Here is a 20,033-nt window from a genome sequence, read left to right on the forward strand (position 1 = left end):
GGATGCTCCGTAGATTCCGTGAGTGCGTTGTTCCGTAGGTTCCGTGGTTCCGTAGGTTCCGTGGTTCCGTAGGTTCCGTGGTTCCGTAGGTTCCGTGGTTCCGTAGGCGAGAACGGGTGAGAACGGGTGAGAACAGGGCGGTACGGCGTCGCGGCCGCCGGCCAAGGCCATCGCGCCGTCAGCGGGTGAAGGCGGAGCGGAAGCGCTCCAGGGCGAGGTCGCTGTCACCGGAGGCCCATGCCTCCATGGCCACGGTGCCCTCGTAGCCGAGGTCGACGAGGGTTTGGGCGAGGGCCGGGTAGTTGATCTCCCCGGTTCCCGGCTCGCGACGGCCGGGTACGTCGGCCACCTGGATCTCGCCGATCAGGCCCCGGCCGTGGGCCCTTCGGACCAGCTCGGTCAGGTTTCCCTCGCCGATCTGCGCGTGGTACAGGTCCAGATTCATCCGCAGGCCCGGCCGGTCCACCGCCTGAACCAGCGCCAGGGTGTCGGCGGCCGTCGCGAACGGCACGCCGGGGTGGTCGACGGCGGTGTTGAGGTTCTCCAGGGTGAAGGTGACCCCGGCGCGCTCACCCAGTTCGGCGAGGCGGGTGAGGGTGCGATGGGCGGCGATCCACATCGGGCCGGTGGCCGGGCCCGCCACCGGCACCACCGGCAGGCCCTCGCCGTCCAGCCCGGTGCCGTGCAGATTGAGCCGGGGGCAGCCGAGCCGTTCGGCCACTTTGACCGACTCCTCGGCGGTGCGCAGGAGTTCGGCCGCCCCGTCCTCGTCCGTCAGGCTGCCGCGGAGATAGCCGGTCATCGAGGAGAAGACCGCGCCGGTCCGCTCCAGGGCGGCCAGATCGTGTCGGCTCCAGTCCCAGATCTCGACCTGGAAGCCGGCGTCGTGAATACGCCGCGCCCGTTCCTGGACCGGCAGATCCCGGAAGACCATCTCGGCGCAGACCGCCAATGTGTACATCGCTGCTCGCCCTCTCTACGACGACCTCGGCAGAAACTAGAACGTTCCAGCTACTAGAACGTTCTAGGGAACGAGCAGCAGTACGCCAGCCACCGGCCACCCCTGTCAAGGGCCGACGACCGAATGACTAGAACGTTATAGAACCCGGGCGCCGCGCATCGCGCCCTGGGCTACGATCGTCGCCCGGAAGGCGAAACCCCGACCGCCCCCGACCGAAGACGACACCTCGACCAGGGAGACCAGTGGTGCCACCGACGCCGGCCGTCCCCCATGGGAAGCGCCCCACCCTCGCGGACGTGGCGGCGCGGGCAGGCGTGTCCACGGCGCTGGTCTCCATCGTGATGCGGGACGCCAAGGGCGCCGGCGCCGCCACCCGTGAGCGGGTCCTCGAGGCGGCACAGGAGATCGGATACCGGCCGGACGCCCGGGCCCGGCTGCTGCGCAGCCACCGGTCCCATCTCCTCGGGGTGCAGTTCGGCCTCCAGCACCCCTTCCACTCCGATCTGCTGGAGGGCATCTACGCGGTGGCCGAGCCCGCCGGGTACCAGATCGCGCTGAGCGCCGTGGCCGCCGGCCGTGGCGAACAACGGGCGACCGACGCCCTGCTCGCCGACCGCTGCGAGGCCCTGATCCTGCTCGGCCCGCAGGCCCCGGCCGCGCGGCTGGCGGAACTCGCCGGACAGCTCCCGGTCGTCTCCGTGGCCCGCCGGCTGCGCGGGACCGCCCCGGGCGTGGAGGTGGTGCGGACCGCGGATGACGAGGGCGCCCGCCAGGCCGTGGACCACCTGGTGGCCCTCGGCCACCGCGACATCGCCCATATCGACGGCGGCAGGGCACCCGGCGCCGCCGACCGACGCCGTGGCTACCGCACCGCCATGAGCCGCCACGGCCTCGCCGACCGCGTCCATGTGCTGCCCGGCGGGCTCACCGAGGAGGACGGCGCCGCGGGCGCCCACGCCCTCCTCGATGCCACTCCCCTGCCCACGGCCGTCCTCGCCTTCAACGACCGCTCCGCCACCGGTGTCCTGGACACCTTCCTCCGCGCCCGGGTCTCCGTCCCCGGCGAGGTCTCCGTCATCGGCTTCGACGACAGCCATCTGGCGCGCCTGGCCCATATCAACCTCACCACCGTCGGCCAGGACATCCCCCGCCTCGCCGAACTCGCCGTCGGCCGGGCCATCGCCCGCCTGGAGGGCGAGCGGACGCCCACCGGGGAAGCGGTGGTCGATCCGCACCTCGTCATCCGGGGCACGACGGCCGGGCCCGCCTGATACGCGACGACTAGGGCGTTTCGCTGTTGCCTTCCTCGCCGCGCCTGCCTCCCTCCGGCCTGTGGTGAGCGTCCCGGACGCGGTCGCTCGACAGGGTTTCGGTGGTGCCGTCCTCGCGGGGCGGGGCGCTCAGGACCGGGGGCCGTTGTCGTTGCCGAAGTCGGGTACGTCGGCGGACAGCAGGTGCTCGGCGGCGCCTTCGAGGGCCTTGGCCATCTCGATGGAGCGGGGGAGCATGGTCTTCTCGTAGACGCGGATGGCGTCATCGACGGTGGCCGCGTTCGCGAGGGCGAGGGCGAGTTCGCTCGCGTCGAGCATGGCGAGGTTGACGCCGACACCGAGCGGAGGCATGAGGTGGGCGGCGTCGCCCAGCAGGGTCACCGTCGGGTTGTGCTCCCAGGTGTGCGGGACCGGGAGGGCGAAGAGCGGGCGGTCGACGTAGGGGCCGTCGTTGGTGGTGATCATCTGGCGCATGCGGGGCGACCAGTGGGCGTACTCGTCGAGGAGCAGGGCGCGGATGCCGTCGGTGTCGTCGGCGGTCAGGCCGCTCATGGCGAGCCAGTCGACCGGGGCTCGCCGGATGATGTAGACGCGGATGTGGTCTCCGCTGTTGCGCTGGGCGAAGAGGCCACGCTCGCCGTCGGCCGCGCCCGCGCTGCCCGAGCCGACCAGCTCGGCGATGTCGGGGTGCCGGTTCTCCACGTCGGAGAACCACGCCTCCACAAAGCTCACCCCGGTGTACTCGGGGACGGCTGGGGACACGGCCGGGCGCACCCGGGAAGAGGCGCCGTCGGCGCCGATGACCAGATCGGTCTCGATGGTCGTGCCGTCGGCGAAGGACAACTGCCGCGGCCCATCGGCGGGCCCGCTGACCCTGTCGAGGGCACGGCCCCACTGCACGGTTCCCGGCTGCAAGGAGTCCAGCAGCAGGGTGCGCAGCTGGCCGCGGTCGATTTCCGGCTTGAACAGTTCGTCGGCCTCCGGGACGTGATGAAACGTCATCGTGCCGGCCGGGTCGATCTTGCGCATTTCCTGCCCTTCCGGGCGGGCCAGCTTGAAGAACTCCTCGAGCAGGCCCGCTTCGCGCAGGGCGATCTGGCCGTTGTCCGCGTGCAGGTCGAGGGTGCCGCCCTGGTTGCGCACGCCGGGGCCCGAGTCGCGGTCGTAGACGGTGACCGCTATTCCGCGCTGCTGGAGGATGCGGGCGCAGGTCAGGCCGCCGGGCCCGGCGCCGATGACGCTGATGCGGGCGTGGGCGGGCTCTGGGGAGGTCATGGTGGTTCCTTTCACCGGCGAAGAGGGGCATGGGGCGAGCAGGGCCGGGCGTTCCGGCATCACCCTCAGCCTCGGACATGCCTCGCACCGGGCCTTCTTGATGCACAGGACGGCGACCAGCGATGCGGTGCGGACGAGGAGCATGCCGAGGAAGCGGTGCCGCTCGGGTTCTCGCAGACCCCAGAAAAGCAGACCCAGTAGAAAAGTGCAACGAGTCCACTTAGCTCTCGATGCAACTATCGGATATGCTCAAGCCATGACCGAGCCCCCCGTCGGCCGCCGCGAACGCAAGAAGGCGGCCACCCGCCAGGCGATCGCCGACGCCGCGCTGCAGCTCTTCCTGGAACGCGGCTACGACCAGGTGAGCATCCGTGACATCGCCGACGCGGCCGATGTGTCGACCACTACGGTGTTCAAGCACTTCACCGGCAAGGAAGCGCTGGTATTCGACCGGGAGCAGGACCGGGAGTCGGAAGTGATCGCGGCGGTGCGACAGCGGGCCGCCGGTCAGAGCATCCTCGATGCCCTCCGGCAGCACGTCCTGGACGCCTGGCTGCCGATCACGGCGCATCCGCGGATGGCCGAGTTCACCAACCTGGTGGACTCCACGCCGGCACTCCGCGCATACGCCGAACGCATGTGGACCCGGCACACCGACAGCCTCAGCGCAGCCATCGCCGACGAGCTCGGCGTCGACCACGACGACCTCTCATGTGTGGCTCTTGCCCGATTCGTACTCGAGATCCCGGCCCTGGCCCGCGGTCAACAGGACCGCCGAGCCGCCGTCGACGCCATCTTCGGCATCCTCACGAAGGGCTGGCAACCGCCGGCCAAGTCGTCCGCGCCCCATAGCGCCTAGGCGTCCACGGGGACGGGAATCACCGCGCGGATGCCGCGCTTGCGCGGGTACTCGCGGATGGCTCCCCGGGACGCTGCGGCGACACGGCGATAGAGTGCCCGGGAATGTCCCTCGATCACTGGAGAGAGCGCGGTTGAGCGACACAGTAGTGATCTTGACTGCACTGGGCCTGGAGTATGAGGCGGTGCGGGCGTACCTCAGGGAACGGGACTTCGTCCGCCATGAGACCGGCACCGTCTTCGAAGTGGGCACGCTCGCCGGGACCGCATGGCGGACGGCGCTGGCGGAGGTCGGAGCGGGCAATGACTCGGCCGCCGTCGTCACCGAGCAGGCCCGCCAGCTCTTCTCGCCCAGAGCGCTCCTGTTCGTGGGCGTCGCGGGCGCGCTCAAAGACGACCTGGCACTCGGTGATGTCGTCGTCGCCACTCGGGTGCATTCCGTTCACGGTGGCAAGGACGCCCCCGAAGGATTCCTGGCCCGTCCGGAGGGCTGGGCCGGTTCACATGAGCTGGTGCAGTCGGCCCGGCACGCACTGCGTGGCCAGTCATGGCACACGGAGTCTGCACCGGGCGACACCGACGGCCAGCGGCACCCACGCGTACACTTCAAGCCCATCGCGGCCGGCGACGTCGTGCTCAACTCCGCCACCTCCGTACTGCGCCAGCAGCTGCGGACGCACTACAACGACGCCGTGGCCATTGAGATGGAGAGCGCCGGAATGGCGCATGCCGCCCAGATCGGCCGTGTCGAGGCCCTGACCGTCCGTGGCATCAGCGACATGGCCGATGGCAACAAATACGCGGAGGCTGACACCGAGCACCAGCCTCGCGCCGCCGCCCATGCCGCGGCAGCCGCGGTCGCCGTGATACGGCACCTGTCACCGCCCCAAGCGCCGTCTGCCCCACTCAGCCGGGCAGCGCTTCCCTCTTCGGACCGGGGTGATCTTCCCGGCTCTCCCCGGAGCGGAACGTCATTGTCGCTCCGACACCTGTTGTCATGCTTCGCGGACGCACCGCTGCCGCTGTATGTGCTCTCCCCGGCGGCAATCTCGGCCGTCGGCATACCGGAGCTCTCCGCTGACCGGGTGGCAGAGGAGATAAGTGAGTTCACCGTCGAGCCCGTCACGGCATCCGGGGAACCCGGCGGACCCATGGTGTCCTGTATCAGGGCGGGCGCCGCAACGCCGGTGGACGCCGCATGCCAAACGCCCGACGAACGTGCCCGCCTGTGCACGTATGCGGGGGCGCTTCTCGATCACGCCGTGGCGGCGCCCCCGGACGACTCCGGCCTACCCCTCCTGGCGCCGCACGTACTGGCCCTGCTGTGGCACCGCGACGGCGATCCGGCACGGTCCATCGCGGCCGCGCGCCGAGTGCGGGACGCGTACCTGGCGCGCGGCCGCTACGAAGACGGGCTGCCCCTCGCCGTCCAGCTGGTGATGAGCGGCCAGGGTGACCTCAAGGACGACCTCGCACTCGGCCAACTCCACAGCGGACGGGGGGACTTCGGCGAAGCCGAAGTCGTGCTCCGCGGGGTTCTCGCCATGGCGGAGAAGGACGCCGCCGAACACGGGCTATCACTGGCCGGGCGAACCGGCCCCAGCATGAGGGACGTTCTTACCAACGACGCCGAAGGCCCGTTCACCCGAGATCTCTCCCAGACCCAATGCGACGTGCTCGGTTTCGCCGCCAGAGTTCAGCACGCCCTGGGCAACGCTCTCTACGGCCTGCGGCGGTACCCCGAGAGCGAGAGGCTGCTGCAAGCCGCCGTAGGGCTACTCTGGAGAACCCAGGGGGCGGAGCATCCGGGACGCATGCTCGCCCAGATGCACCGAGCCCAAGCGGTCGCGCGCCAACATCGGTGGGAAGAGGCACTGGGGCTGGTGCACGATGTGATCCCCTGCGCCGCGCGGCTTCGGCTCGACCAGGACAGCCCGGAGACGGACGCGCTCATCCGCCTGGCGCATGCCGAGGTGACGGCCGAGATCGTCGCCTCTCGCCAGCGAGGCGACAGGCAGCGCACACGAGGCGTCGGGATGTTTCCGGCCCCGGTGGTGAAGTGGCTGGGGCGCACGGTCACCCCCACTCGACCGGACAGACTCACCTGGGCCGACGTGCGAAGTCTCTGCGACGACGCCATCCGAGCCTGTGAGCACGCCTTCGGCGGCGCCCATCCGCAGACAACCGAGGCCAGGGCGGTGCGCCGCCGTGCGTCCGAGGGCATGTGCGGCTGAGCCAATAGGGGCGACCCCGCTGTCGACGGCCCGTCCACCGGTGCGGTGGACGGGGAAAAGGGATGAGAGGTCAGCCGAGCTGCTTGAGCAGTTCGTCCGCGAGCGGGCCGGAGGAGGCCGGGTTCTGGCCGGTGATCACATTGCGGTCGACTTCCACATGCGGTGCGAAGGGCTCACCGACCCGCACCGTCAGGCCCGCCTCGGTCAGGCGGTCCTGCAAAAGCCACTTGGCCTTGTCGGCGTTGCCGGCCATCGTCTCCTCCTCATTGGTGAAGGCGGTGATCCGGTAGCCGGCGTAGGCGTGGGTGCCGTCCTCGGTGACCGCCGCCAGCAACGCCGCCGGGCCGTGGCAGACCACGCTCACCGGCGTACCGCTCCGTACCGCCTGGGTGAGGATCCGGCCCGAGTCGGCGTCGACCGCGAGGTCCTCCATGGGGCCGTGGCCACCGGGGACGTGGACGGCGTCGTATTCGTCCAGGCGCACCTCGCTCAGCGCGATGGGGGCGCGGAATTCGGCGGCGGTCTCGGCGACGCTCCTGATCCTGGCGGCGTTCTCCGGGCCGCCGTTGGCCTCGGGGCTGAGGCTGGCGGCGTCGACGGGCGGGACGACACCGCCCGGGGTGGCCACGGTGATCTCGTGGCCCGCGGCCTTGAACGCCTCATAGGGGGCAACGGCCTCATCGGCCCAGTAGCCGGTGGGGTGCTTGGTACCGTCGGCCAGTGTCCACTGGTCGGCACCGGTCATCACGAACAGGATCTTCGCCATGCTCACTCCTCGATGCGATCACCCGCCGTACGTGTGATCGCTGGGATCTCCTGGGGCGCTGCCGCCCCCATGTGTCGCCGCCGTCCTGGCGGCGTGCTCGAAGGTAGATCCACTGGGCATCGAAATGCCAATAGGTGAGTCGATCGTCGGCATCGGGATTCCGATGGGAGGAAGAGCCGTACGCCTCTCTATGCTGGGCGGCATGGAGGACGGAACATACCAGGACGGCGACCTCGTCATCGGCGGTGGGCGGACACCTCCGCACGCCGATCTGAATCTGCTGCGCACCTTTCTGGCCGTCTACCGCTCCGGCTCGTTCACCGCCGCGGCGCCGCTGCTCGGACTCTCTCAACCGACTGTCACCGCCCAGATCCGCACCCTGGAGCAGCAGACCGGGCGCGAGTTGTTCACCCGGCTGCCGCGCGGTGCGGAACCCACTCACCTCGCCCACGATCTGGCCGGGCAGATCGCCGGGCCACTCGACGCCCTCGCCTCCCTCGGCGGCCGGAGCACCGTACTCACCGGACACGCCATCCCGGTCCATCTGGCCGGTCCGGCCGAGTTGTTGTGCGCCCGCGCCCTGCCCGCACTCGCCTCGCTGGTCGCCGAGGGGCTGCGGCTGCGGATCACGATGGGGCTGACCGATCCGCTGCTGGACGCGCTGCGTGCGGGACACCACGATCTCGTGATCGCCACCAGACGCCCCGGCGGCCGCGCGCTGACCTCGCTGCCGCTGGCGGACGAGGACTATGTGCTGGTCGCCTCGCCCGACTGGGCCCGGCGCATCGGGGAGCGGCTGGCGGCCGACGGGCCGTGTGCCGCCGTCCGTGACGTACCGCTGATCACCTACGCGGAGGACCTCCCCATCGCCCGCCGGTACTGGCGCAATGTCTTCGGCAAGCGGCTCACCGCGCAGGCCGCGGTGACCGTGCCGGATCTGCGCGGGGCCGTGTCGGCCGTCGCCGCGGGCGCGGGCTACAGCGTGCTCCCCCGTTACCTGTGCCAGGACGAACTCACGTCCGGCGGGCTGGTCCTGCTCCATGAGCCCGATGAGCCGCCGCTCAACACCCTCTTCCTCGTACAGCGGCCGGGGGCCGACGCCAACCCGGACGTGGCCCGGGTCCGCGAGCGGCTTCAGCGCGCCGCCCGCACCTGGTAACGCGCACACATCAGGGAAATCCGCAAGGCGGGTCACCCTCCGCCACTCGGCGAGGACTGGTCCACCATGCCGTGCTCCCAGGCCCAGGCCGCGATCTCGACGCGGTTGCGGGCGGCCAGTTTGCGCTGGACGTTGCCGAGGTGGGTCTTGACCGTGGACAGGGTGACATGCAGATCGACGGCAACTTCCTCATTGGTACGGCCGCGGGCGACCCGCCGGACCACCTCGCGTTCACGCTGGGTCAGCGGCTCGATCAAATCCTCCCGCCCGCCCCTCCCCCGGCTGGCCGGACGGGCCTCGGAGGGGGCCGACCGGTCGCGGTGGGGCCCCATGTGCGCGAGCAGGCGGACGGTCACCGACGGGGAGATCAGCGAGTTGCCCGAGGCCGCGGCCCGCACCGCTTCGGTGAGCAGGCCGGGCGCGCCGTCCTTGAGCAGAAAGCCGCACGCGCCGTTGCGCAGCGCCCGGTAGACGTACTCATCGAGGTCAAAGGTGGTGGCGATGAGGACGTTGAGGGGGTCCGGCACATCGGGCCCGGCGAGGAGCCGGGTGGCCTCCAGACCATCCAGCTCGGGCATACGGATGTCCAGGAGGCAGACGTCGGGCCGCAGCCGCCGGGCCTGCTCGACCGCCTCGACACCGGTCGCCGCCTGGGCGACCACCCGCATGTCAGGTTGGGAGTCCAGAATCATGCGGAAGGCGGCACGGACCATCTCCTGGTCGTCGGCGATGAGCACCTGGATCGTCATGTCACGCATGATCGCAGGCGCGCGGGCCGTCAGCCGGGGGAGGTCACGTTCGGGGCCGCCTTGCCCAAGGCCGCCGCGTCCGCGCTGTCCACCGTGAGCGCCTTGTCCGCCTTGTCCAGGGGGAGGACCGCCACGACGTGCCAGCCGCCGCCGTCCCGCGGCCCTGCCGTGATACGCCCGTTGACCTTCTCGACCCGCTCGGCCAGACCGACCAGACCATAGCCGCTCCCCTCGACCGACCGCTCAGCGGCGGGCGAGGCGCCACCCTGCCCGTCGTCGACGACCGACGCCTCCAGCCGCTCCGGGGCACCGGACCGCACACCGATCCGCACCTCGACCCGGCCGACCCCGATGGCGTGCTTGCGCACGTTGGTCAGCGACTCCCGCACCACCCGGTGGACGGTGGTGATGATGCCGGGCGGCAGCGGCCGGTCGGCGAGTTCCGTGGCTAGGGTCAGCTCGGCGGGCGGCCCCACCTCGGAGAACTCCTCGGTGAGCTCACGCAGACCGCGCAGCCCCGCCGGATCGCCCGTGGGCCGGGTCGCGGCGGAGGCGGTGGTGTGGTCCCGCAGGCTGGAGACCATGGCGCGCATCGACCCCAGCGCCTGGGATCCGGCCCGCTCGATCTGGGCGAGCATCCGGTCCAGATCCTCCGGGGACTGGGTGTGACCGGCCGCGGCCGTGAAGCGCGCGGCCTTGGTCTGCGCGACGATCGCCGTCACGTGGTGGGCCACGAAATCGTGCAACTCCCTTGCGTGTTCAAGGCGTTGGCCCTGCCGGACGGCTTCGCGATCCCGCTCCCGCAGCGTGTCGTACAGGCGCAGGCACAGCCCCACCATCACCATGAACGGCACGGCGCAGACCGCGATGACGGCGATCAGATTCAGGAGGTTGCCGTCCCACACCGCGATCCGCAGGGGAAGAACCACGGCGGCGAGTGCGGATCCCGCGACCGGACCGGCCGCTCGCAGGGGCCGGCAGCGCCGCACTGCGCGGGTGATGAGCAGCAGCAGCACACCCAGCTCCACCAGGCCCGGGGTGTTCGGAGGACGCTGGGAGAGCTGCGCCTCCACCAGGGTCAGCGCGCAGGAGACGGCCGCCGCGCCGATGGCGTAGCGCGCGAAGAGGCGTTCCGGCACGGCGAACGCGGCCAGGCACAGCACCCCGGACACCATCGTCGCCGCGGCCATCGGCGGATTCGGCGCGTTCAGCCCCTCCAGGACCACGAGGACGACCAGACTGACGCCGACCAGGCCCAGCCACGCGTGCCGGAAACGGAATCGGGACCGGAAGCGGGACCGGAACTCGGAGATCATGGCAGGTCACGCTACGGCCCGGCCGCCGTCGCCACATCAGACTTTCGGCCGAGGAAGCCGGGGAAGGGGCGCGGATCGCTTCGGCATTCCGGTGGATCCGCCACGCCGCGCCCTCGCGAAGGATGGCATCCGGGGCGACCGGAGAGCGCTCGAGCGCGATGCGCCACGCCCCTTCCGACCGTTCCCCTTCCGAAGGCCGTCGATGTTCCGCACCGCCCTGCGCACCCTCCGATCCCATCGGCTCCGTTTCGCGATGCCCGCCCTCGCCGTCGTGCTCGGCGTGGCCTTCGTGACCGGGTCGCTGCTCTACGGCGACTCCGTCCAAGCGGCCGTGAACCGCGCACACTCCAACTCCCAGCCCGATGCGTCCGTCTCGATCACCGCGGACTCCCCTTCCGCGGACCCCTCCGAAGCACACCCGCTCGATGACACGCTTCTGCGGCGGCTGCGGGCGCTGCCGTCGGCGGCCGCGGCGCGCGGTGTGGTGGAGGGCCGCTCGTTCCTCGTCGGCTCCGACGGCACTCTGGTGGGCGATCTGTACCAGGCCGCGGGCGTCAACTACGTGCCCGACGACGGCGGCAAGGACGTCCGCTATCCGCTCACCGCGGGCCACGGCCCCCGTAGCGCCACCGAGATCGCCGTCGACCGGCGGACCGCCGAGCGCGCCGGGTACCGGGTGGGGGCGAGGGTGCGCATCGTCGTGGGCGGCACGGCCCGCGACGCCCGGCTGGTCGGCGTCTTCACCGTCCATGACAGCCGTGTGGACTCCGGCGGTACGCTCACCGCCTTCGACACCGCCACCGCACAACGGCACTTCGCCCCGGCGCCGAACGGCTACTCGGCGATCACCCTGACGGCTGCCGACGGCACATCGGATGCCCAACTCGCGCAGCAGGCACAGAAGTTGCTGCCGTCCGGGCTGCGGGCGGTCACCCGCGCGGATCTGGAATCCGATGCCGCCTCCGAGGAGGACTCGGACAAGCTCACCACACTGCTGCTGAGCTTCGCCGGCGTCGCCCTCTTCGTCTCCACCTTCCTGGTCGCCAACACCTTCACCATGCTCAGCGCGGCCCGTGCCCGGGAACACGCGCTGCTGCGGGCGGTCGGCGCCACCAGGAACCACGTGATGCGGATGGTCCTGGCCGAGGCCGCCATGGTCGGCACGGCCGCCTCGGCCATCGGTTACGGGCTGGGCATCAGTGCCGCGCACCTGCTGGGCAGCCTGTTCGACGCCTCCGGCGCGGGGAGTGCCACCGTGCGGGCGCTGTCGGCCAAGCCCCTCATCGCGGCCTTCGCCGTCGGCATCGGCGTCACCGTCCTCGCCGCCTACGTCCCGGCCCGCCGGGCTGCGGCCGTACCGCCCGTGGCGGCACTGCGGACCGTCCAGCCGTCCTCCGCCGCCTCGCTGCGCCGCCGCAACACCATCGGGCTGCTCGTCACCGCGTGCGGAGCGCTGCTGGTCGCCGCCGCCGTCGGCGAGCCGGACCTCCTCTTCGGTGCCGTGCCCCTGCTGCTGGTCGGCCTGATCGTCCTCACCCCGCTGCTCGCCCTGGGCGTCACCGGGCTGCTGCGCTCCCCGCTGACCCGGCTGGCGGGCATCCGGGGCAAGCTGGCGGTGGAGAACGCCCGCCGCAATCCACGGCGTACGGCGGCCACGGCGACCACCCTGATGGTCGGTCTGGCGATGGTCACCGCCGTCACCGTGGTCGTCGCCTCCGTGAACCGCTTCGACGAGCAGGAGGCGGACAGCTCCATGACCTCGGACCTGCGCATCACGGCCGTCGACTTCGGGGAGATCGGCGAGGACACGGCGGCCCGGGTGGGGCGGCTCGCCGACGCCGAGGCCGTCACGCCCGTCATCCACACCTACCTCGACGTCCCCCATAAAACGTCCCTGGAGGTCACCGCGGTCGACCCCGCCGCGGTGGAACGCGCCGCGTCGCTGTCCGTCCGCGAGGGGTCGCTGGACCGCCTCGGCCATGGCATCGCCCTCACCGAGGAGCTGGCCGCCGCCCACGGCTGGCGGCTCGGCTCCCGCGTCAGCGGCACCTTCACCGGCGCGAGCGCGCGTACGCCGGGCACCCCGACGAGCCTGCCCGTCGTGGCGATCTACGACGGCCCGGACGATGTGACCCCCGCCCTCGTCTCCGATCGCGCCCTGCCGCGTCCGGCCGGCGCCGAGGACCGGCCGAGCATCGCTTCGGTCCTGGTCAAGGCCGCTCCCGGCCGTACCGCCGCGCTCCGGGAGGAGATCCGGCGCACCCTGGACAACCCGGCGCTGCTCGTCCAGGACCACGCCGACGCGCGGGCCGCCGCCACCGCGCGGACCGCGCCGTTCCTCAACATCATGTACGCCATGCTCAGCGTCACCGTGCTGATCGGCGCCCTCGGGGTGGTCAACACCATGGGCATGGCCGTGTTCGAGCGGGTGCGGGAGATCGGACTTCTGCGGGCCATCGGGCTGGACGGCGCCGGCGTGGGATCGGTGCTGCGCCTGGAGTCGGTGACCATCTCGCTCTTCGGCTCCGCGCTCGGTGTCGTCGCCGGTACGGCCATCGGCGCGGCGGCCGTCCTCGGCCAGGAGGTCGTTCCGCTCGTCATCCCCTGGGACCGGGCGGCCCTCTTCTTCCTCGCGAGCGCCGCGATCGGTGTTCTCGCCTCGCTCTGGCCGGGGCGTCAGGCCGCCCGCCTCCCGATGCTGGAGGCCATCGGCGCGGACACCGAATGACCGGCGCGGCGGCGGGCGCCGAGGACGCGGGGTGAGCGGTCAGGCGGCGTCGATCAGGGCCAGGTCCGGGGGGACCAGTGTGGTCGACATCATCAGGGCCCGGATGAGGTGGTCGTTGAGCGCGTTGCCGACCGGCTCACCGACCTCCTCGCGGGTCAGCCAGGGCACTCCGTCCCGGGACAGCATCATGCGGACCCGGTTGACCAGGTGCTCGACGCGCTTTTCCCGCCAGCCCTCGCCGGGGCGCAACTCCGCGAGCTGGGCGGCCGTCTGCTTCCAGGTGAGGGGCTGTGGCCGGGGTTCGTGGAGCAGATACCGCTGGCCGAGGACGATGAGCGCGAGCTTCTCCTCGTCGGTGAGCACCCACACCCGAGGCGGGCGGGTGACCTCCCCGGGCAGGGCTACGGGCCGCTCGGCCTCGGGGCCGCTGACGAAGACCTCCAGCAGATGCTCACGGTCGCGCGAGCCGCGGACGAACAGCGGGGTGTAGCCGCTTTCGAGGGGCAGTGGCTCCTCGCCCGTGAAAAGCAGCCGGGTCGGGAAGCGGAGGGGCAGCCGGCCGCTGTTGGCGACCCACCAGCGGCCGTGGCGGTGGGTCAGTCTGCCCTGGCAGCGGCTGACCTGGGGGTCGTCCTCGCCCACGCAGACGTGCACCTCGGGGCGGTTCCGTCCGAAGAGCAGCTCACGGCCGTCGCCGGGGCCCAGGGTCATGCCACCGGTCAGCGCGAGGGCGAAGGCGGTGCCCGGCACCGGCGCGGTCACACCGCGGGCCAGGCTGCCGTGTGCGGCGGGCAGGGGGCGGCCGCCCGCGGCGGGCCGGCCGGTGGCGGGGTGGCGGGCGGCGGGGGCCCGGCCGGTGGTACGGCGGTCGCTGCCGGGAGGTGTGGTCATGAGCTCGGGAGTTTCTTCGCGGCCGTGGCGGCGAGCGCCTTGGCGGTCTGGCAGAGCTTTGCGGTGGGCTTCGGCCCGTAGACGTTCAACGACATCAACTCGACGGTGTCGTCACCGAGGTAGTTGCGGTATGAGCGGTGCAGCATCCGGACGAGGCATGAGTCGTCGTCCCACTCCTCCGGGGACACGGAGCTCAACTTCCCGTCGATCTCCGCCCGTTGCCCGTCCTCCGGGGAGAAATCATTGTCCCGGGTGAACTCCAGCTCCACTCCGGCGTCGTCCGAGCCGTCCGCCCACTCGCACCGCCAGTCCCCGAAGCCCGGGTCGCGGTCCTTCACCCGGACATCGGCGATCCGCTGGAGTTCGTCGCCGTCCAGCAGCCGGCATGCGTGTTCGCGGACCAGGGAGCTCGCGACCGGCTGCCCCGAGCGCCGGGGAACCTGGCCGCGGTCCAGCACACTGATCGCGTAGTCGGTGGCGGCGTCGCCCAGTTGGCACGGGTCGGGCGCCGGGGTGTCCAGCCGCTCGGTGATGATCCAGATCTGCATCCGGTCGGCGGAGGCGATGTTCCGCACGCACTCGTCCCCCTCGCGCTGGAACGCGCCGACGGTGACGTTGCCAATCCTTCGGGTGGGCGCGTCGCCGCCCGGCTCCGGCGGGTCGGCGTCAAAGCTGAGCTGGACGTCGGCGATGTCATCGCCGCTTTCGCCGTGCAGCAGGACATCGCATCGATCGACCTCGCCGTAGTCCGGGTCGATGACGGTCTCGCCGAAGCGGCTGAGCGATGCGGCGTTGAGCAGCTTGCAGGGGTCGGCCGTCCGTGCGTCGCCCACGGTACCGGCCCGTCCCGCCTGTGACAGCGAGTCGGCCGTGCCGGACGCGCCACGCCCGCCGTCCTGCCCGGACCGGCCGCTCTCGTCCGAGTGCCCGCCGCCCCAGGGGCCGAAGAGGGCGGCCCAGGCAACCAGGGCCGCGGCGGTGCCCACCGCGGTCGCGGTGATCACCACCCGGCGGCTCGGGCGGCGCCACGCCCCTCGGACCGACGGCGGCAGCAGCCGCATCGTGAAAGGGGTGCGGTGAAGCGTGTCGACGTCGTGCGGGTCCTCGTGGGTGTCCTCGATGTGTTCGAGATGGGGGGACGACGGGGCGACCCGCCGCAGCAGCCGTGCGGCCTGATCGGCGGCGGGGCGCCGCTTCGGCTCCACGTTCAGCAGCGCGGTGAGCGGGTCAACCAGCGGACCGGCCCGGTGCGGGGTCTCGATATAGCCCTCGATGGCCCGCGCCACATAGGCCATGGGGTGCGATGCCTCGCCGTACGGGGACCGTCCCTCGATCACCGCGTAGAGCGTCGCGCCCAGGGAGAAGACATCGGACTTCCGGTCGGCCGCGTCTCCCCTGGCCACCTCGGGCGGCAGATACGGCGGTTTGCCGCGCACCCCGCCCGTCCGGGTCATGGTGGCCTCGCTCCACAGCGCCCGGGAGATGCCGAAGTCGGTCAGCTTGGCGACGCCGTCCTCGGTGATCAGGACGTTCTCCGGGGTGACATCGCCATGCACCACGCCCTCGGCATGCGACTTCGCCAGCGCGGTGGCGATCTGGCAGCCGATGGCGCCCGCCTCCTCGGGGGTGAGCGCACCACGGTCGCGCACCATGTCGGCGAGGCTGCCCCCGGACACATATTCCATGACGATCCAGCAGACCTCGGCCTCTTCCACGAAGTCGAACACCGAGACGATATGCGGATGGTGCAGCCGTGCGGCGTTGCGTGCCTCGTTGGTGAGTCGCAGCGCCGCGCGGTCGTCGTCCGGACGGGCACACTTCACCGCGACCTGGCGGTCCAGCAGCTCATCGTGGGCCCGCCAGACGACGCCCATTCCGCCTCTCCCGATGGGCTCCTGGAGGAGATATCGGTCGGCGACCCTGTCACCGGCCTCCGCCATCACCCGCACCCCCGCTACCCCGTTTCATCGCGCGAATCACGTTCCCGTGTCGCCACGGAGAGTACTTGGCCCTGACGTCAGTGGGTAGCGCTTCCGGTCGATAGCCCCCGGAAAGAGGGAAGCCTCCGGCGCACGACGGTCGGTTCCCCGAGCCGACAGCCGGTGTTGGACGGCGTGAAATGGGCCGTCTCATTCGGCTTACGGCACGATTTCCTCCTTGACCACAATGTGGCCGGAGTCCGGGTTGAGCACGCCGCCGAGCCGGGCGTACGCCCCGTCGGTCAGGTCGAGGCACTTGGGCACCGACGGGGTCCACGCGAAGGTGCCGCGGTCGTTGACGCGCACGACCAGCGACGCGTTGTTCGCGACGTTGGTGACCTTCACCCTGGTCCCGAACGGCAGCTGCGGATCGCGGCTCAGAGAAGTCGCCGCGGTGTCCGCGTTGTTGTCGAAGAGCTCGCCACTGGCGGTGTAGGCGCCGGGGGGTATGTAGCCGTAGTGCGTCGCCCAGCAGTTCTCACCGGCCGGCGGGGTGTCGCTGGTCGCGGCGGTGCTCGCCGGGGCGGCACCCAGCACGGCGGTCAGGGCGACGGCGGCGGCCGCCACCCGGCCGATCAGCGTTCCCTTGCGCATGGCGGAGAACCTCACTTCGGGTTGTCGTGGTGTGGTGTGAGCGCGGGTGGGCCGTTCGTCAGCCGGCCGCACGGTAGGCGACGCCCGCCTGGTTGGGCGTCGCGCCGTTGTAGAGACCGGTGCCGCCGCGATCGGCGGACAGCGTGAACCACGCGTACCGTTCGACGAAGGACAGTCCCTGGAGCATGGCGGTGGACTTGGTCACGAAGGCGGCCTGCTGGCCCGGGGTCGGATACCTCGGCGTACCGGTCGAGAAGTCGATCAGCGCGTATTCGGTGAGCCAGATCGGCTTCTTGTAGCGGTCGTATGTGGCCTGGAGATAGCTCCGCAGCTGGTCGGTCGCGCGGGTGGGGTCGAAGTCCGCGCCGTACCAGTGCAGCGGGATGAAGTCGACCGTGTGGCCGCGGTCGGCGGCGCCCTTCATGAAGCGGTCGAGCCAGCCACCGGCGACGTCACCGCCGTAGGCCACGGCGGGGGCACCGAGCCGCATACCGGTCGACTGCAGCCGGGGCCACAGGTCGAGGGCCTGCTCCACGGTCATGTTCGCCTGGCCGGCCATGTCCGGCTCATTGAATCCGAGCAGGGTCGTGCCCTCGCTTTTCGCCCGGTCCAGCTCCGCGTCGGTCACCGAGCCCGGACCCCAGATCATGGGCACGAACTCGACACCGGCCGGGGCGTTGATCTGTTCCCGGCCGGAGGCCCAGGTGTAGAACCAGCCGACCTTGGCGTCGGACATCGCGGCGGTGACCCCGTTGAAGTTCCAGGCGCTGACGCCCTTCTTCTGCGCCGCGGCGGTGGCCGCGCCGGTGGCGCCCGCCTGACTGCCCGCGGTCAGCAGAGTCAGCACCGCCAGCAGTACGGCCAGAACGCGTGTCCCGCGCATCCTGTGCACGTCGTCTCTCCCTTCCTCATCCGGTCTTGGGGTGAAGCGGCGGACCGGCCGGTCAGGCGGCGCTGTGGAAGGTGACGGTGAAACCACTGCACTGGGCGCACTGCTGCATCACCTGGTTGCCCGGCTCCTGGTCCTGCTTGGACCAGCCGTACGCCTTGGGGCAATGGGCGGCGATCATGTCGCTGTAGGGCGTCTTGGCGTCCCGGTTGGGGCTGGTGCACAGCATCGGCTTGCCGTCCGGCCAGCGCGTCAGATTGTCGGGCGGACACAGCGGGAGCAGGTTCTCCGAGCAGCCCATGGTGCCGCATCCTCCGCCGCCCGTGGCGTTCTTCGGGGCGATGGTGACCGGCTGCGAGAAGGCGTTGACGTAACTGACGTTGTACCAGGGAGCGAGCGTGTCCTTGGTGTCGAAATTGAACTCCGCGAGGCTGGTGGGCTGTTCGCTCCGCTCGCAGTGGTCGGCGAACGTGCCGCAGTCTCCCACCAGGCAGTGGAAGGTGCTGCCCGATGTCCCGGTGCATCCCTGACGGGCGAAGAACTTGCCACGCCAGTGGCCGGGTTCCGCCGTTTCGGGAATCGTCACCGTGCCCGACTGTCCGGGCTCCAGGGTGGGTAACGTGGCGAACGGCTTGGATCCGTCGTTGTTGACATCACTGCCGATCCATACGGTCTTCCCGGTGTCGTTGACGAACGTGACCGTGTGATCGACCGCCGAGGCTACGGCCGGTGCGGCGCGGGACGGCAGGTCCCCGCCGGTGCCGGGGGTGGCGGCCGCGCTGGTCCCGGATTGGGGGCTCAGGGCCACCAGGACCGCGATGGCCGCGGCGGCCAGGGCGGTCATGACTTTCCGCATGGTGTCTCTTTCGCCGTTGTCACGATCATGACAATCTTGACGCACGAGAACTCTCCGAGATCCGGCCTCAGATGAGGACATCCACGTGAGGGCACCCGCCCGGGGACATCCGCCCGAAGGCACGCGCCAGAGCTGACGGTCCCCCATGACAGCGCCCCGAGCCATATATGTCAATGGTCTGGACCAAAACCAGCCGCACCCGGCCCCGGATCAGGCTAGCGGGTGGCCGTACCGCGCCTGGAGAGACGTGAGGTCGGGCTCGCCGAACCGCTCACGCAGGAGGTGGAACGCATCGACCTTGTCGCTGCCGAATCTCCGCACATAGGTGGCGTAGGAGTCGGCGGTCAGGAACTTCGGTGGCGAGGTCTTGCTGTGAAACTTGTCCGCGTACATCACCAGTTGCTCCTCGGTGGTGTCGGCCGTGTAGTCGGCCGGAGGGAGAGCCAGCTTCTGTGCGCGGATGTCGTCCCGGGTGATGCCGACGCCCGTGTGGTGGGAGCAGAAGCGGCACAGGGGCTCCGGAAAGCCTTCCTGGCGGAGGATCTCGTGGCCGAGGACTCCGTGGCGGATGTAGTTGCCCTCGTCGAGCCGGCCCGTGGGGTCGTAGAGCCGATACACACCGATGTCGTGAAGCAGCGCCCCCGCGCGGACGAGGGAGGCGTCGAGCCGTAGCCCGGCGCGCGCCATGAGCTGCTCCGCGATGTGGCAGACGATCTCGCAGTGGGTGTACACGAGGTCCAGGGCCCCACGCGTCGGCGCGTACTTCTCGTGCAGCGCACGCACCTCGTCGACGGTCGGCAGAATCACCGCCGCAGCGTAACAATCACGACGGGCGCGCACGGCGGACGGCCGTGGTCAGGTGGTCGGCTTCACCCCACGCCGCTGGGGCGGAACTGGATGCTGATCCGTGGGCCGGTGGCGCGGGAGGATTTGGGGATCGCGTGTTCCCAGGTCCGCTGGCAGGAGCCGCCCATCACCAGCAGATCGCCGTGGCCGAGCGGCCGCCGCATGGCGCTGCCGCCACCACGCGGGCGGAGCAGCAGGTCCCGGGGCGCACCCACGGACAGGATGGCGACCATGGTGTCCTCGGTCCTGCCGCGGCCGATGCGGTCGCCGTGCCAGGCCACGCTGTCCCGGCCGTCGCGGTAGTAGCACAGCCCGGCCGTGGTGAAGGGCTCCCCCAGCTCGGCGGCGTAGTACGTGGAGAGCGCCTCCCGGGCCTCGGACAGGACGGGGTGCGGCAGCGGGTCCTCGGCGCCGTAGAACGCGAGCAGCCGTGGGACGTCCACCACCTGCTCGTACATGTGCCGCCGCTCGGCCTTCCAGGGGACCTCGGCGACGAGACGGGAGAACAGGTCGTCCGCTCCCCTCAGCCACCCGGGCAGCAGATCGATCCAGGCCCCGGACCCGAGCTCGGTCCTGCGCGTCCCGCGCAGCGAGCGGAGACCGATGTCGTCGGTCTGGTCGAAGAGCGAGCCCTGGAGATACGCACCCATATGCGCAGCGT

At 71.0% G+C, this 20,033-nt stretch carries 17 protein-coding genes; 5 read left to right on the plus strand and 12 right to left on the minus strand.

The genetic code is table 11. The features are described 5' to 3' along the window. Nucleotides 1–178: 178 nt before the first annotated feature. Nucleotides 179–961 carry a TIM barrel protein gene (locus tag J5X86_RS38440; protein WP_208521290.1) on the minus strand — a complete coding sequence of 261 codons (783 nt, stop codon included), beginning with the start codon at nt 959–961 and terminating at the stop codon, nt 179–181. Between the two features lie 245 nt (nt 962–1,206). Here J5X86_RS38440 and J5X86_RS38445 point away from each other — a divergent pair, with 245 nt between their 5' ends. Next, nucleotides 1,207–2,232 (plus strand): LacI family DNA-binding transcriptional regulator, encoded by a 1,026-nt coding sequence (locus J5X86_RS38445; RefSeq protein ID WP_208521291.1) that lies wholly within the window; start codon nt 1,207–1,209, stop codon nt 2,230–2,232. Nucleotides 2,233–2,361: 129 nt separating this feature from the next. On the opposite strand, the gene J5X86_RS38450 is transcribed toward J5X86_RS38445, so the two are convergent. Continuing rightward, nucleotides 2,362–3,507 (minus strand): NAD(P)/FAD-dependent oxidoreductase, encoded by a 1,146-nt coding sequence (locus J5X86_RS38450; protein WP_208521292.1) that lies wholly within the window; start codon nt 3,505–3,507, stop codon nt 2,362–2,364. A gap of 256 nt (nt 3,508–3,763) precedes the next feature. Here J5X86_RS38450 and J5X86_RS38455 point away from each other — a divergent pair, with 256 nt between their 5' ends. Further along, entirely contained in the window at nt 3,764–4,366 is a 603-nt protein-coding gene (locus tag J5X86_RS38455) for a TetR/AcrR family transcriptional regulator (protein WP_208521293.1), read from the plus strand. A gap of 154 nt (nt 4,367–4,520) precedes the next feature. Next, a complete protein-coding gene (locus J5X86_RS38460) occupies nt 4,521–6,599 on the plus strand; it encodes a tetratricopeptide repeat protein (protein WP_208521294.1) in 2,079 nt (692 codons plus the stop codon). A gap of 70 nt (nt 6,600–6,669) precedes the next feature. Here J5X86_RS38460 and J5X86_RS38465 read toward each other — a convergent pair whose 3' ends face one another. Next, the gene (locus J5X86_RS38465) at nt 6,670–7,365 is read right to left on the minus strand and encodes a type 1 glutamine amidotransferase domain-containing protein (protein ID WP_208521295.1); all 696 of its coding nucleotides are present in this window, start codon (nt 7,363–7,365) and stop codon (nt 6,670–6,672) included. Nucleotides 7,366–7,567: 202 nt separating this feature from the next. On the opposite strand from J5X86_RS38465, the gene J5X86_RS38470 reads away from it, so the two are divergent. Beyond that, nucleotides 7,568–8,524: a LysR family transcriptional regulator gene (locus J5X86_RS38470; RefSeq protein WP_243982544.1), complete on the plus strand. Its 957-nt coding sequence runs from the start codon at nt 7,568–7,570 to the stop codon at nt 8,522–8,524. Nucleotides 8,525–8,556: 32 nt separating this feature from the next. Here J5X86_RS38470 and J5X86_RS38475 read toward each other — a convergent pair whose 3' ends face one another. Together J5X86_RS38475 and J5X86_RS38480 are read right to left on the minus strand one after the other, a co-directional pair. Beyond that, nucleotides 8,557–9,282, minus strand: coding sequence for a response regulator (locus J5X86_RS38475; RefSeq protein ID WP_374229334.1), 726 nt, complete (start codon nt 9,280–9,282; stop codon nt 8,557–8,559). A gap of 20 nt (nt 9,283–9,302) precedes the next feature. Then, nucleotides 9,303–10,589: a sensor histidine kinase gene (locus J5X86_RS38480; protein ID WP_208521297.1), complete on the minus strand. Its 1,287-nt coding sequence runs from the start codon at nt 10,587–10,589 to the stop codon at nt 9,303–9,305. A 202-nt stretch (nt 10,590–10,791) separates the two neighbouring features. Here J5X86_RS38480 and J5X86_RS38485 point away from each other — a divergent pair, with 202 nt between their 5' ends. Next, nucleotides 10,792–13,317 carry an ABC transporter permease gene (locus tag J5X86_RS38485; protein ID WP_208521298.1) on the plus strand — a complete coding sequence of 842 codons (2,526 nt, stop codon included), beginning with the start codon at nt 10,792–10,794 and terminating at the stop codon, nt 13,315–13,317. Nucleotides 13,318–13,356: 39 nt separating this feature from the next. On the opposite strand, the gene J5X86_RS38490 is transcribed toward J5X86_RS38485, so the two are convergent. The 7 genes from J5X86_RS38490 to J5X86_RS38520 form a co-directional block, all read right to left on the minus strand. Beyond that, a complete protein-coding gene (locus J5X86_RS38490) occupies nt 13,357–14,208 on the minus strand; it encodes an FHA domain-containing protein (RefSeq protein WP_208521299.1) in 852 nt (283 codons plus the stop codon). Then, complete coding sequence (locus J5X86_RS38495; RefSeq protein WP_208521300.1) at nt 14,205–16,148, minus strand: serine/threonine-protein kinase; 1,944 nt, start codon at nt 16,146–16,148, stop codon at nt 14,205–14,207. The genes J5X86_RS38490 and J5X86_RS38495 overlap by 4 nt, the downstream gene beginning before the upstream one ends. A gap of 198 nt (nt 16,149–16,346) precedes the next feature. Continuing rightward, the gene (locus tag J5X86_RS38500; protein ID WP_208521301.1) at nt 16,347–16,781 is read right to left on the minus strand and encodes a septal ring lytic transglycosylase RlpA family protein; all 435 of its coding nucleotides are present in this window, start codon (nt 16,779–16,781) and stop codon (nt 16,347–16,349) included. A gap of 58 nt (nt 16,782–16,839) precedes the next feature. Continuing rightward, entirely contained in the window at nt 16,840–17,664 is an 825-nt protein-coding gene (locus J5X86_RS38505) for a glycoside hydrolase family protein (RefSeq protein WP_243982577.1), read from the minus strand. Between the two features lie 61 nt (nt 17,665–17,725). After that, entirely contained in the window at nt 17,726–18,526 is an 801-nt protein-coding gene (locus J5X86_RS38510) for a thaumatin family protein (protein WP_208521303.1), read from the minus strand. 210 nt (nt 18,527–18,736) lie between these two features. After that, nucleotides 18,737–19,333 carry an HD domain-containing protein gene (locus tag J5X86_RS38515; RefSeq protein WP_208521304.1) on the minus strand — a complete coding sequence of 199 codons (597 nt, stop codon included), beginning with the start codon at nt 19,331–19,333 and terminating at the stop codon, nt 18,737–18,739. 62 nt (nt 19,334–19,395) lie between these two features. Beyond that, entirely contained in the window at nt 19,396–20,022 is a 627-nt protein-coding gene (locus J5X86_RS38520) for an alpha-ketoglutarate-dependent dioxygenase AlkB (RefSeq protein WP_208521305.1), read from the minus strand. Nucleotides 20,023–20,033: the final 11 nt, after the last annotated feature.

Source organism: Streptomyces sp. NEAU-YJ-81 (genome assembly GCF_017592595.1).
Lineage (GTDB): Bacteria > Actinomycetota > Actinomycetes > Streptomycetales > Streptomycetaceae > Streptomyces > Streptomyces hygroscopicus_B.

Bases quoted from the DNA above. Each gene is read 5' to 3' on its own strand.
- J5X86_RS38490 (WP_208521299.1), bottom strand. From the start codon at position 14,208: ATGACCACACCTCCCGGCAGCGACCGCCGTACCACCGGCCGGGCCCCC.
- J5X86_RS38470 (WP_243982544.1), top strand. From the start codon at position 7,568: ATGGAGGACGGAACATACCAGGACGGCGACCTCGTCATCGGCGGTGGG.
- J5X86_RS38440 (WP_208521290.1), bottom strand. From the start codon at position 961: ATGTACACATTGGCGGTCTGCGCCGAGATGGTCTTCCGGGATCTGCCG.
- J5X86_RS38450 (WP_208521292.1), bottom strand. From the start codon at position 3,507: ATGACCTCCCCAGAGCCCGCCCACGCCCGCATCAGCGTCATCGGCGCC.
- J5X86_RS38505 (WP_243982577.1), bottom strand. From the start codon at position 17,664: ATGCGCGGGACACGCGTTCTGGCCGTACTGCTGGCGGTGCTGACTCTG.
- J5X86_RS38500 (WP_208521301.1), bottom strand. From the start codon at position 16,781: ATGCGCAAGGGAACGCTGATCGGCCGGGTGGCGGCCGCCGCCGTCGCC.
- J5X86_RS38475 (WP_374229334.1), bottom strand. From the start codon at position 9,282: ATGCGTGACATGACGATCCAGGTGCTCATCGCCGACGACCAGGAGATG.
- J5X86_RS38510 (WP_208521303.1), bottom strand. From the start codon at position 18,526: ATGCGGAAAGTCATGACCGCCCTGGCCGCCGCGGCCATCGCGGTCCTG.
- J5X86_RS38485 (WP_208521298.1), top strand. From the start codon at position 10,792: ATGTTCCGCACCGCCCTGCGCACCCTCCGATCCCATCGGCTCCGTTTC.
- J5X86_RS38465 (WP_208521295.1), bottom strand. From the start codon at position 7,365: ATGGCGAAGATCCTGTTCGTGATGACCGGTGCCGACCAGTGGACACTG.
- J5X86_RS38520 (WP_208521305.1), bottom strand. From the start codon at position 20,022: ATGGGTGCGTATCTCCAGGGCTCGCTCTTCGACCAGACCGACGACATC.
- J5X86_RS38455 (WP_208521293.1), top strand. From the start codon at position 3,764: ATGACCGAGCCCCCCGTCGGCCGCCGCGAACGCAAGAAGGCGGCCACC.
- J5X86_RS38480 (WP_208521297.1), bottom strand. From the start codon at position 10,589: ATGATCTCCGAGTTCCGGTCCCGCTTCCGGTCCCGATTCCGTTTCCGG.
- J5X86_RS38495 (WP_208521300.1), bottom strand. From the start codon at position 16,148: ATGGCGGAGGCCGGTGACAGGGTCGCCGACCGATATCTCCTCCAGGAG.